Origin of the sequence: Aeromicrobium sp. 50.2.37, assembly GCF_024655735.1 — a bacterium.
Taxonomy (GTDB): Bacteria; Actinomycetota; Actinomycetes; order Propionibacteriales; family Nocardioidaceae; genus Aeromicrobium.
Genome location: NZ_JANLGG010000001.1, coordinates 272,365 through 283,899, shown reverse-complemented (window position 1 = coordinate 283,899; position 11,535 = coordinate 272,365). Strand labels below are relative to the sequence as shown.

The window sequence follows — 11,535 nt, the reverse complement described above, 5'->3', positions numbered from 1 at the left end:
GGCTCGACGTTCGCGTCCTCGTGCGGGACGTCGCCATTTCGAGTTGCCGTCGGGTGTGAGCCTCGTCACTCTGGAGGGACCCGCTTCGAAGGAGCCCCCGATGACCAGCACACCGTCCTCACCCCGCGACCTCAGTGGCCAGACGTCCGGTCCGCAGCCCGTCACCGACTGGACCGACCTCGGGCGCGAGATGTGGGAGTACCTGACCGGGCGCGGTGCCGCCGTGAGCTACGAGCTCAAGGACCTCGAGGTCGAGGTGCCGCGCGACACCGGCCCGGACGCCCCGCGTGCCCTCTGGAAGTTCAACGGCACCGTCAGGGTGACCACGAGCGACGACGAGATGCCCGGCGCGGACCCGGCGCGGGGCTGACGTGAGCGGCCTGCGCGCTCGGGTCGACGTCGAGGTCGCCACGCCCGGGGGCAGACCGGTGACGGCCCAGGTCACGGCCGTGGGCCGGCGCGTCTCGTTCCGCAGCGCCGACCTGGGTGTCTTCGCCGCCGGACGGACCGGCGGTGACTTCCGGACGGTCGCACGTCGTCTGGCCGAGTCCGACGTCGTCCTGGAGATCGCCGACGAGGTCGGCCCCCTCCTGCGCCTGGGCGCCGTCCGCGAGCGCTTCTGGCACAGGCTGGCCACCGGCACATCCCACGTGCAGATCGTGCGCTGGCGTGCCGCCGCGCGGCTCAAGGCACGCGCGGTCACCGGCGCCGGTGACGCTCTCGCGCTCCCGCCCCCCATCGCCTGGCCCGACCTGCCGACGGCGCCGTGGGCGCGGCGACGCGTCACGACCACCCACGACCCGTACGGCGGCGGACACCCTCGCCTCTACCTGTCCGACACCCGCGTCCCGGCCACGGGCCGCGAGGTGAGGGTCCACCACCTGGCTCTGGGCGAGACGACGGTCGGATCGACCGCGGACGCCGACCTGTGCCTCGATGGTGTCAGCGACCTGCAGGCCGTCATCACGCGCACCGACACCGACGAGTACGTGATCGGTGCCCGCGGACGGCAGACGCCGACCTTCGTCAACGGTCGCGAGCTCCCCGTGCAGACGTTGCGGACCGGGTCTCGCATCGAGATGGGCCCGTGGCGCCTGACCTACGTGCGCGACGAGTTCGCCGACCACGGTCGCCCCTTCGGCGGACGCATCGGCGGGGAGCTCGGTCACCAGCGTCCGCAGGACCCGCCCCGCTACCAGCGCTGAACCCTCCCCGGGGTGATCCGCGGCGGGCCGTGCGGCACGTCGCGGAGCGGATCGGCCTCGTGGGGCCAGAATGAGCACGTGATCGTCGACTGCGCCACCTACCGCGACGGTGCCCGTCAGGACACCTCCCACGACGCGGACGCCCTGCGCGAGACCCTCGCGACACTCGGTGAGGGCGAGTTCATCTGGATCGGCATGGCCAATCCCCGTGCCGACGAGCTGAGCCGGGTCGCCAGCGCCCTCGACCTGCACCCGCTCGCCGTGGAGGATGCCCTCGAGGCGCACCAGCGCCCGAAGGTCGAGCGGTACTCCGACCACCTGTTCGCGTCGCTGCGCAGCGTCACCTACAGCGACGACGACATCCGTACGCACGAGGTGAACCTGTTCCTCGGCGGGCACTTCCTGCTGACCGTCCGCCACGGTGGCGAGTCGCTGCGCGAGGCGCGCAAGCGTGCCGAGGCCGTCAGCGACGCGATGTCCCACGGGCCGACCGCAGCCTTCCACGCCGTCATCGACACCATCGTCGACCACTACGAGGACGTCGCCCGCGAGCTCGAGCAGGACGTGGAGGAGGTCGAGAGCTCGGTCTTCTCCACCGAGCGGACGAGCGACTCGACGCGCATCTACCGGCTCAAGCGCGAGACGCTCGAGTTCCGTCGCGCGGTGCTGCCGCTGCGCGAACCGGTGCAGCGGTTCGCGAGCGTGGCGGTCCCGGAGGACGCTCGCCCCTACTTCCGCGACATCGCCGACCACCTCGCGAGGGCGGCCGAGGCGATCGACGCGATCGACCACCTGCTCGACAACGCGCTCAACGCCCACTTGGCGCAGCTCTCGGTCCAGCAGAACGAGGACATGCGCAAGCTCACTGCGGGCGCCACGATCTTCGCCGTCCCCACCGCGATCGCCGGGATCTACGGCATGAACTTCGAGCACATGCCCGAGCTCACGTGGACCTACGGCTACCCGCTCTGCCTCGCCCTCATCGGCGGCCTCTGCCTCTACATCTACCGCCGGTTCAAGAAGTCGGGCTGGCTGTAGCGCTCAGGGACCCTTCGGGTCGAGCGTGGGGCGGATCGAGACGGTCTCGAACTGGGCCTCGGGCGGTGCGTCGACGGCGGTGCGGACCGCGGCGGCGATCGTCTCGGGAGCGATCATCCGCTCGGGGCGGCCGCCCTCACGACGTTCGAGGACAGCGCGGCCCATGTCGGTGTCGACGATGCCGGGATGGATCGACACCACCCGCACGCCGTTCTCGCGCTCCTCCTCGCGCAGACAGTCGCCGAACGTGCGCAGCGCGAACTTCGACGCCGAGTACACGCTGTTTCCGGGGGTGGAGAACAGGCCGGCACCGGAGTTGACCAGCACGACCGTGCCGCTCGCCGCACGGAGGGCTGGGAGGGCGCGAGCCGTCAGGTGCGCCACGCCGAAGACGTTGGTCTCGAACACCTGGCGCCAGTCGCCGCGCGAGACCTCCTCGACCGTGCCGTGCTCCGAGATGCCGGCCGCGTGCACGACGACGTCCAGGTGGTCCGGCAGGACGGCGGAGTCCACCGCGTGCTCCTCCGCGACGTCGAGGACGAGCACGGACGCACCCGGAAGGTCGTCGGCGACCCGCTGCAGGCTCTCGCCGCTGCGGCCGACCAGCACGACGTCGTGCGTGCGGGCGAGGTCCTCCGCGACGGCGAGACCGATGCCGCGGGAGGCTCCGGTGACGAGGGCGGTGGGGCGGCTCACGTGGTCCACCTCAGGCCGAGGTCGAGACGCCGGCACCGATGACGCCGAAGGCCAGCAGGGCGAGCACGAGGGTGCCGAGCGCGATCCGGTAGACCACGAACGGGGCGTAGGAGTGCTTGCTCACGTACTGCAGCAGCCAGTGGATGACGGCCAGCCCCACCACGAACGAGACGACGGTGCCCACGAGGGTCGGGCCCCACCCGTAGGCGTTCTCGCCGCCGGGCACGTCCTTGAGCTTGTAGAGGCCGGCGCCCACGACGGCCGGGATGGCCAGGAGGAAGGCGTACCGCGTGGCCGCGGCCCGCTCGTAGCCGAGGACCAGGCCCATGCTGATGGTCGCGCCGGAGCGGGAGACCCCTGGGACGACCGCAGCGGCCTGCGCCAGGCCGAGGGCGATGGCGTGCGTCAGGGTCAGGGACTCGATGGGCCGGGTGCGTCGTCCGACCCGTTCGGCGATGCCGAGCACGATGCCGAGGGCCACGAGCATGGTGGCGATGACCCAGAGGTTCCGGAAGTCGCGGTCGATGAGGTCCTCGAGGGCGAGACCGACGAGCACGATCGGCAGGGACCCGATGATGACGAACCAGCCCATGCGCCACTCCGGCAGGGCCCGCGCGTCGGCCGAGACGAGACCCTTGAGCCAGCCCGTGCCGATCGTCCAGATGTCGCGCCAGAAGTAGAGGACCACCGCCAGCTCGGTGCCGATCTGCACGACCGCGGTGTAGGCGGCGCCGGGATCCTCCCACCCGAGGAATCGCGGAATGATCGCCAGGTGGGCACTGCTCGAGATGGGCAGGAACTCCGTCAGCCCCTGGACGAGACCGAGCACGACAGATCGCAGGACATCCACCCTGCGAGCCTAGACGCCGGGCGCCAGGGGCCCGACTAGGGTGCTGCCATGCAGGAGCGTCACGTCGGTCACTCCGGTCTGCAGGTCTCGCGACTGGGCCTGGGCACCATGACCTTCGGGTCCCAGGTCGACGAGCTCGAGGCCGAGGACCAGCTCACTGCGTTCTTCGAGGCCGGCGGGACCTTCGTCGACACCGCTCCGGTCTACGGCGAGGGCCGGGCCGAGGCGCTCGTGGGCGACCTGCTCGCCAAGCGGGGTGTGCGCGACGAGGTGGTGCTCGCCAGCAAGGCCGTCGTGGGCCTGCGCCGCGGCCAGGTCGTCTCGGACGCCTCCCACGGCCACGTGCTCGCCCAGCTCGACGCCTCCCTGCGTGCGCTGCGGACCGACCACCTCGACCTGTGGCAGCTGCACGCCTGGGATCCGCTCACGCCGTGGGAGGAGACCCTCGCGGCACTGGAGCACGCCGTCTCGAGCGGTCGCGTGCGGTACGTCGGCGTGTCGAACTTCTCCGGGTGGCAGGTCGGCGTGGCCCGGACCTCGGCCACGCGGGCGCTGGGTCCGCTGCTCGTCTCCCACCAGGTCGAGTACTCGCTGCTCAACCGCATGATCGAGGACGAGGTCGTCCCCGCCGCACAGCACCTCGGGCTCGGCACGATCGCCTGGTCCCCGTTGGCGCGCGGGGTGCTGACCGGCAAGTACCGCTCCGGCGTCCCCTCGGACTCCCGCGCCGCTGTCCCGCAGTGGGAGCACTTCATGGCGCCGTACCTGTCGCCGGAGAGCGCGCCCGTCGTCGAGTCCGTCGTCAGGGCGGCCGAGGGACTCGACGTCTCCCCCGCCCACGTGGCCCTGGCCTGGGTGCGGGAACGGCCGACGGTGGCCACCACGCTGCTCGGCGCCCGGACGACGGCACAGCTACGGACGCTGCTCGCGTCCGAGGCCCTCGACCTGCCCGCCGAGATCGTCTCGGCCCTCGACGACGTCTCCGCGCCCCATGCCTGGGAGGACTGACGTGGCCCTGCGCAACGCGACGGTGGAGTACGAGTTCTGGGACTTCGCGCTGCCACGGACGCAGTCGCGATCGGCGGTCTGTCGGCTGCTCACCGACGCGGCCGAGTTCCAGGGCTGGGAGCTGGACCGACTGCGCAAGGATCCCTCGGGGCGGCGCACCATCAGGCTTCGGCGCAAGATCATGCGGGTGCGCGCCACCATCTAATTGATTTATTGCTGGTATTCCAAGATCAGCACATTCTTTTCACGCCTCGCGAGCGTGGTCAGACCAGGTCGAGAAAGCGGTCGAAGACCCGGGAGCCGAATTCGAGGGCGTCGACCGGAACTCTTTCATCGACGCCGTGGAACAGGGCCGTGAAGTCCAGGTCGCCCGGGAGGCGAAGCGGCGTGAAGCCGTAGGACGTCATGCCGAGCTTGTCCCACGCCTTCGCGTCGGTGCCACCCGACATCAGGTAGGGCGCGATGTGTGCGTCGGGGTCCTCGGCGTGCAGCGCGACCGTCATGGCGTCGACCAGGTCGCCGCGGAACGGGTACTCCAGGGCGCGGTCGAGGATGTAGGGCTCCACGCTGACCCGGTCGCCGACGATCTCTTGCACGGCGGGCATGAAGGACTCCGCGTGGCCGGGCAGGTACCGGCCGTCCACGTAGGCGACCGCCTCCCCCGGCACCACGTTGTGCTTGTAGCCGGCCTGCAGCATCGAGGCGTTGGTGGAGTTGCGCAGCCCGGCGCCCAGCATGCGGATCGCCGGACCGACGTGCGCCAGGAGCGCGTCGGGGTCGTTCGCGTCGTCTCCGGTGAGCTCGGCGATCTTGGCCAGGAGCAGCTCCATGGACGGTCCGGGAGTGGCCGGCCACGCGTGCTCCCCGATGGCCACGAGCGCGTGGGCGAGGTGGGTGATCGCGTTGTCGGGCTGGCGCATGGACCCGTGCCCGGCGGTGCCCCTGGCCGTGAGCCGCATCCAGCTGATGCCCTTCTCGCCGGACTCGATCAGGTAGAGGCGCTGGCCGCCGACCTCGATCGAGAAGCCGCCGACCTCGCCGATGGCCTCGGTGCAGCCCTCGAACAGATCGGGGCGGTGCTCCACGAGCCAGTGGGCCCCTTCCCGTCCGCCGGCCTCCTCGTCGGAGGTGAACACGAGCGTGATGGGACGGTCCGGGACGGCGCCCGCACGCTGACGTGCTCGCACCACCGACAGCAGCATGGCGTCGAAGTCCTTCATGTCGACGGCGCCGCGTCCCCACAGGTACCCGTCCTTGACCTCTCCGGCGAAGGGGTCGACCGACCAGTCGTCGGCCTGCGCCGGCACGACGTCGAGGTGCCCGTGCACGAGGAGTCCGTCGCGGCTCGACGTCTGGTCGCCCCATCGGGCGACGACGCTGGCGCGACCGGGCGCGGCCTCGATGATCTCGGACTCGATGCCCACCTCGGCGAGCAGCGTGGCGACGTGCTCGGCTGCCTTGCGCTCGCCGGGGCCCTTCCCGTCGCCGTAGTTCGACGTGTCGAGCCGGATCAGGTCGCGGCAGATGTCGAGCACCTCGGTGTCGACGGCGTACGGCGCTTCAGGAGTCCCCATGCGTCGATCCTAGGTGCGCAGCAGATGGTCGACCACGCGGCCGAAGAGCGCACGGCCGGCGGCCTCCTCGACACCGGCGGCGAACCGCGGGACGCCGAGCCAGTGGGCCTCCTCGCGCCACCGGACACGCGATCCCGACGCCGTCGGCTCGACCGAGAGCTCGGCCCAGCCCTTGACCACGCGGCCACGCTTCTCGATGCGGCAGAAGGTCGGCGGTTCCCACGCCACGATGTCCATGACGTCGTCGAAACCGACCGGTCCCACGCCCGTGCGTGCCACGAACCCGGTGTCGCTCGGCCGGATCCGCGTGAGCGGGACGACTTCGCCGTGACGTTCCCAGTCGGTGAGCCGCGCGAACACGTCGGGCGGTGCCATCGGTACCTCGCGGACGACCTCGAAAGCTCCCACGGCACGATGGTAGGCACCAATGCCGGAAGGGGCACGATGGCCACCACGAACTTCAGCTCGGTCCAGGACGTCACCGAACGTCTGGCCGAGGTCGGCTACCTCGCCTCGGACGCGGTGTCCACGACCGTCTACCTCGCGTCGGTGCTCGGCAAGCCGCTGCTCGTCGAGGGTCCTGCGGGCGTCGGGAAGACCGATCTGGCGCGTGCCGTGGCCGAGTCGCAGGGCGCGGAGCTGGTGCGCCTGCAGTGCTACGAGGGCGTCGACGAAGCCCGTGCCCTCTACGAGTGGAACCACGCCAAGCAGCTGTTGCGCATCACGGCCGGGCGCGACGAGTCCTGGGACGAGGCGCGCACGGACGTCTTCAGCGAGGAGTTCCTCCTCCCCCGGCCGCTGCTGACGGCGATCCGGCGGACGGAGCCCACGGTCCTGCTCGTGGACGAGACCGACAAGGCCGACGTCGAGATCGAGGGCCTGCTCCTCGAGGTCCTGGGTGACTTCCAGGTCACGGTGCCGGAGCTCGGGACGATCCGTGCCACGCGACGGCCGTTCGTGGTGCTCACGTCCAACGCGACCCGGGAGCTGTCCGAGGCGCTGCGCCGACGCTGCCTGTTCCTGCACGTGGACTTCCCCGACGCCGCGCTCGAGCGTCGCATCGTCGCGCTCAAGGCACCCGGCCTCGACGACGCCGTGTCGGAGTCCCTCGTGCGGGTCGTCAACGCCCTGCGCGCGCTGCCGCTGCGCAAGGCGCCGTCGGTCTCGGAGACGATCGACTGGGCGCAGACGCTGCTGGCCCTCGGTGGCCGGCTCGACGACGAGGCGGTCGACCAGACCCTCGGCGTGGTGCTCAAGCATCGCGAGGACATCGACAAGGCGCGCGACGCGCTCGACGTCCGTGCCGTCCTCGAGGCCTGAGCGGTCCCGGGACAGCCGTGTCGAACGACGAGTCGGGAGCGAACCCCGGTCCGGCCGACGGTGAGGACCTGGCCGCCCGCCTGGTGGCCTTCGCCGGTGCCCTGCGGTCGAAGGGGCTGCGCATCGGCACCAGCGAGGTGGTCGACGCCGGCCAGGTGGCCACCGTGCTGGGTCTGCAGGACCGTGCGCTCCTCCGGGAAGGGCTCGCAGCGGCCCTGATGCGGCGCAGCGGCCAGCGCGAGGTGTTCGACATGACCTTCGACCTGTACTTCCCCGCCGGAGTGGGTGTCTCGGCCGCCGTCGAGGAGCACGCGGGTCCCGTGGACGCCCAGGACCTGCGCGACCTGCTGGCCATGGCCCTGGCCGACGGCGACCTGCGAACGCTGGAGCAGGTGGCCGAGCTGGCCGTGGACGCGCTCGGCGTCGTGGGCAGCGCCGGCACGCGGACCGAGGGATGGTCGGCGTTCCAGACCCTCGACCGGTTGGCGCCGCAGACGGCGATCGCCGCGGCGCTCGGGCTCCGCGGGTCCGGGGGGCCGGGGGGCGGGTCAGCGAGTGGGTCCGGGACCGGTCAGGGCTCGGCGGCGCAGCCCCAGGCGCCGGCCGAGGCGCCGTTCACCGACCGGCTCGAGCGCGACGAGGTGCGCCGACTGGTCGAGGCGTTCCGCCAGATGGTGGCCGCGGAGGCGCGGCGACGCACGGCCGAGTCGCGGGGGCGTGACGTCGTGACCCGGCACGCGGTGCGCGCCACGAGCGACCACATCGACTTCCTGAGCGCCAACCGCCAGCAGCTGGAGGAACTGCGCTCGGCCGTCGGTCCCCTGGCCCGGCGGCTCGCCACCCGGCTGTCCGCTCGCCGCCGCGCCGCGCGGCGAGGACGGATCGACGTCCGGCGCACCATGAGGCGCGCCATGGGCACCGGTGGCGTGCCGATCGTCCCCGTGCACGCGCGGCCTCACCCGGGGCGCCCGGAGCTGGTGCTGCTGTGCGACGTCTCCGGGTCGGTGGCCGGCTTCTCCGCCTTCACGATGCTGCTGGTCCGCGCGCTGAGCGACCAGTTCAGCAAGGTCAAGGTGTTCGCCTTCGTGAACGCCACGGCGGAGGTCACCGACATCGTCAAGGACGGCGGAGACCTTGCCGATCGCATCACGCAGGAGGCACGCGTGACCTCGTGGCACACCTCGAGCGACTACGGCGAGGCGTTCGCCGACTTCGCCACGACCCACCTGGAGGCCGTCGGGCCACGGACGAGCGTGCTCATCCTGGGGGACGCCCGCAACAACAACCAGCCCTTGGGACTTCCGGCCCTGTCCGCCGTGGTCGACCGCGCGCGACGCACGTTCTGGCTCAACCCCGAGCACCCGTCCCGCTGGGGTCTCGGCGACTCGGTGGCCCCCGAGTACGCCGAGGTCGTGTCGATGCACGCCTGCAGCACGATCGAGCAGCTCGAGTCCTTCATCGGCCGACTTCTTCCGGCCTGAGTTCTTCACCTCGAGAAACTCGCCCGGGTTTATCCGGGTCCTTTTCCGATGGGTTCTGATATTTGTCGGGACTAAAGTCCCGAAGTGTGATTGAGTCAGCGCAGCGTGGTGGGCGGATGGGAGACCGCAGCACCGCGTCTGGGAGACAACAACAACACACACGAGGTGGCATGCCATGGGAGAACGCACCGTCACCGGGATGTCCGCAGCACGACGGGGATGCGCCGTGCTGATCTCGGGGATCGTCACCGCGGGGGTGCTCGGCACCCCCGCGGTGGGCGGTCAGCTGGACAGCGGCGTGACAGCGGTGTCGCTCGCGACACCGTCGACGTCCGACGTCGTCCGCAACCACGACTTCCGGGACGGTCGGGCGAGCTGGTACCCGAGTCCGGGTGCCAGCCTGGCGGTCCGCCCGTCGGGCAGCGTCAAGGCCCTCGTGCTCTCGAACACCTCCCGGCGCACGCGCTCGATGATCGCCCGCAGCGCCTCCAGCCCGGTCACCTTCGCCGCAGGCACGCGTGTGAAGGTCACGGCCCAGCTGAGGACGAGCATCAAGGCAGGACAGCTGGCGTTGCGGGTCCAGGAGCACGCGCCCACGACTGCGGCGCCGCGTTGGCGCACGACTCCCCTGTACCGCAGCTCGCTGTCCTACCGCACCGTCACCACCACGTTGACGATCGGCAGGGACGGCAGCCGGGTCTCGGTCCGGGCCCTCAACCTCAAGGCGAAGGGGAAGCAGCGACTCTTCGTGCGGTCCCTGCAGGTCTCGGTCGTCGAGCCACCTGCTCCTGTCGAGGAATGGGTCGTGAACCCCGGTTGCTCCCTGGGCCCCGAGGGCTGGACCCCGTCGACCAACGCCAGGGTCGACGCGATCAAGGACGCGGAGCCGGCCTGCGAGATCCAGGCGCGCACCTCGGGCGACGCCTCGGCGACCTCCCGGACGTCATCGGCGCGGGTCGAGGCAGCGGGATCGGTGGTGCACGTGGCGAGCCAGGCTGTCGCGAGCGGGTCCGACGGACCGGTCCGGATGACCCTGCAGGAGGTGGATCACGACGGCTCGGTCGTGCAGTCGGCCACCGGCAACCGCGACTCCGCCGGGGAATGGTCCTGGTTCGGTGCTCAGCTGACGACGCGGCGCGCACAGAGCCGCATCCGACTCGTCTACGGTGGTGCGCTCGCAGCCGGGCAGGCGCTGCGCTTCCGCGCCGCCACGGTCACCGTCACACCGCCGGGCCCGCTGCCGACGCCGACACCCACGCCCACGCCGGCACCCACGCCGACACCCACACCCACACCGACACCCACACCCACGCCGACACCCACGCCGACACCCACGCCGGCGCCCACGACCCCAGCACCCACGACCCCAGCACCCACGACCCCAGCACCCACGACCCCGCCGCCGAGCAGCTCGACCCAGACCTGCAACGACCTCAACTCGCCGTCCAAGCGGACGTTGGCCTTCTCCGACGAGTTCACCGGCACGAGTCTCGATCCCGGCAAGTGGCGGGTGCGGGACAAGACCCACCTGTCCTTCGACGCCGCGTACCTGACGAAGGACGCGATCGACGTATCGGACGGCACGATGACGATCGAGGGCCGACGTCGCAGCAGCGCCGCGACGGTGAGCACCGGCATCAGAGAACGCTGGTACGACACCGGCTACATCGACACGATCGGCAAGTTCTCGCAGAAGTACGGCCGCTGGGAGATGCGCGCCAAGCTGCCGACCGCCCACACGATGACGCGCGGTGTCTGGCCGGCCTTCTGGCTGCGCGGTGACAGGACCAACGGCGAGATCGACATCATGGAGGCGTACGGAGGCGAGTCCATCCAGCGCTGGAACCCAGCGGGTTCGTACACGACGACCCTGTGGGAGGACACCAACCTCGGCAAGCAGCGGGGCGAGTGGTACTCCTGGGCCCACACGAACTGGGCGACCAAGTCGCCCGGCGTGTACTCGGACTTCCACACGTACGGCTTCAACTGGACGCCCGACTGCATGCAGTTCACCTACGACGGCCAGGTGCTGTCGACCATCCCGGTCGAGGACGTGCCCTGGGCCGAGAGCGCGTTCGACAGCCCGTTCAACATCCGTCTGAACATGCAGGTCGGCTCGTCCTACTGGGGCATGCCGGACCAGCAGTACACCAAGGACGCCTTCGACTACGTGGTCGACAGCGTGAAGGTGTACCGCATGAACCCCTGAGCGGCCTCGGCAGCCCAGGTCCCGCCGCCCGGCGGCGTGCGTCGACCCTCTCGGTCCGGGAGGGTCGACGCGCCGCGTCCGGAGCGGACGACGCGCGCCGTGTGGAGCGACCACGCACGATGGCGATGGGCCCGTCCGCCTCCGCGTCGGGTCC

Annotated in this window: 12 protein-coding genes; 8 read left to right on the top strand and 4 right to left on the bottom strand. The window is 71.1% G+C overall.

Annotated elements, in window-relative coordinates; translation table 11 throughout:
• Nucleotides 1-100: 100 nt before the first annotated feature.
• The 3 genes from NUV38_RS01260 to corA all read left to right on the top strand — a co-directional run bounded on the left by NUV38_RS01260 (nt 101) and on the right by corA (nt 2,243).
• Nucleotides 101-370 (top strand): hypothetical protein, encoded by a 270-nt coding sequence (locus tag NUV38_RS01260; RefSeq protein WP_055968192.1) that lies wholly within the window; start codon nt 101-103, stop codon nt 368-370.
• 1 nt (nt 371) lies between these two features.
• On the top strand, nt 372-1,205 hold the full coding sequence (locus NUV38_RS01255; RefSeq protein ID WP_257727389.1) for an FHA domain-containing protein: 834 nt from the start codon (nt 372-374) through the stop codon (nt 1,203-1,205).
• Nucleotides 1,206-1,283: 78 nt separating this feature from the next.
• Nucleotides 1,284-2,243 carry a magnesium/cobalt transporter CorA gene (gene corA, locus NUV38_RS01250; protein ID WP_257727388.1) on the top strand — a complete coding sequence of 320 codons (960 nt, stop codon included), beginning with the start codon at nt 1,284-1,286 and terminating at the stop codon, nt 2,241-2,243.
• 3 nt (nt 2,244-2,246) lie between these two features.
• Here the strand turns inward: corA and NUV38_RS01245 are convergent, their stop codons facing one another.
• Together NUV38_RS01245 and NUV38_RS01240 are read right to left on the bottom strand one after the other, a co-directional pair.
• Nucleotides 2,247-2,939, bottom strand: coding sequence for an SDR family oxidoreductase (locus tag NUV38_RS01245; RefSeq protein WP_257727387.1), 693 nt, complete (start codon nt 2,937-2,939; stop codon nt 2,247-2,249).
• A gap of 10 nt (nt 2,940-2,949) precedes the next feature.
• Nucleotides 2,950-3,789, bottom strand: a complete 840-nt coding sequence (locus NUV38_RS01240) for an undecaprenyl-diphosphate phosphatase (RefSeq protein WP_055968181.1) — start codon at nt 3,787-3,789, stop codon at nt 2,950-2,952.
• Nucleotides 3,790-3,837: 48 nt separating this feature from the next.
• Here NUV38_RS01240 and NUV38_RS01235 point away from each other — a divergent pair, with 48 nt between their 5' ends.
• Together NUV38_RS01235 and NUV38_RS01230 are read left to right on the top strand one after the other, a co-directional pair.
• The gene (locus NUV38_RS01235; RefSeq protein WP_257727386.1) at nt 3,838-4,797 is read left to right on the top strand and encodes an aldo/keto reductase; all 960 of its coding nucleotides are present in this window, start codon (nt 3,838-3,840) and stop codon (nt 4,795-4,797) included.
• 1 nt (nt 4,798) lies between these two features.
• The gene (locus tag NUV38_RS01230; RefSeq protein WP_374625666.1) at nt 4,799-5,002 is read left to right on the top strand and encodes a DUF5703 family protein; all 204 of its coding nucleotides are present in this window, start codon (nt 4,799-4,801) and stop codon (nt 5,000-5,002) included.
• Between the two features lie 58 nt (nt 5,003-5,060).
• Here NUV38_RS01230 and NUV38_RS01225 read toward each other — a convergent pair whose 3' ends face one another.
• Both NUV38_RS01225 and NUV38_RS01220 read right to left on the bottom strand, forming a co-directional pair.
• A complete protein-coding gene (locus tag NUV38_RS01225; protein ID WP_257727385.1) occupies nt 5,061-6,371 on the bottom strand; it encodes a M20/M25/M40 family metallo-hydrolase in 1,311 nt (436 codons plus the stop codon).
• A gap of 9 nt (nt 6,372-6,380) precedes the next feature.
• Nucleotides 6,381-6,779 (bottom strand): SRPBCC family protein, encoded by a 399-nt coding sequence (locus tag NUV38_RS01220; RefSeq protein ID WP_257727384.1) that lies wholly within the window; start codon nt 6,777-6,779, stop codon nt 6,381-6,383.
• A gap of 36 nt (nt 6,780-6,815) precedes the next feature.
• On the opposite strand from NUV38_RS01220, the gene NUV38_RS01215 reads away from it, so the two are divergent.
• The 3 genes from NUV38_RS01215 to NUV38_RS01205 all read left to right on the top strand — a co-directional run bounded on the left by NUV38_RS01215 (nt 6,816) and on the right by NUV38_RS01205 (nt 11,381).
• Nucleotides 6,816-7,691 (top strand): MoxR family ATPase, encoded by an 876-nt coding sequence (locus NUV38_RS01215; RefSeq protein ID WP_056554602.1) that lies wholly within the window; start codon nt 6,816-6,818, stop codon nt 7,689-7,691.
• Between the two features lie 17 nt (nt 7,692-7,708).
• On the top strand, nt 7,709-9,172 hold the full coding sequence (locus NUV38_RS01210; RefSeq protein ID WP_257727383.1) for a VWA domain-containing protein: 1,464 nt from the start codon (nt 7,709-7,711) through the stop codon (nt 9,170-9,172).
• Nucleotides 9,173-9,347: 175 nt separating this feature from the next.
• Nucleotides 9,348-11,381 (top strand): glycoside hydrolase family 16 protein, encoded by a 2,034-nt coding sequence (locus NUV38_RS01205; RefSeq protein ID WP_257727382.1) that lies wholly within the window; start codon nt 9,348-9,350, stop codon nt 11,379-11,381.
• Nucleotides 11,382-11,535 lie beyond the last annotated feature (154 nt).

Coding starts and splice junctions, on each gene's coding strand:
- NUV38_RS01260 (WP_055968192.1), top strand. CDS start 101: ATGACCAGCACACCGTCCTCACCCCGCGACCTCAGTGGCCAGACGTCC.
- NUV38_RS01235 (WP_257727386.1), top strand. CDS start 3,838: ATGCAGGAGCGTCACGTCGGTCACTCCGGTCTGCAGGTCTCGCGACTG.
- NUV38_RS01225 (WP_257727385.1), bottom strand. CDS start 6,371: ATGGGGACTCCTGAAGCGCCGTACGCCGTCGACACCGAGGTGCTCGAC.
- NUV38_RS01215 (WP_056554602.1), top strand. CDS start 6,816: ATGGCCACCACGAACTTCAGCTCGGTCCAGGACGTCACCGAACGTCTG.
- NUV38_RS01205 (WP_257727382.1), top strand. CDS start 9,348: ATGGGAGAACGCACCGTCACCGGGATGTCCGCAGCACGACGGGGATGC.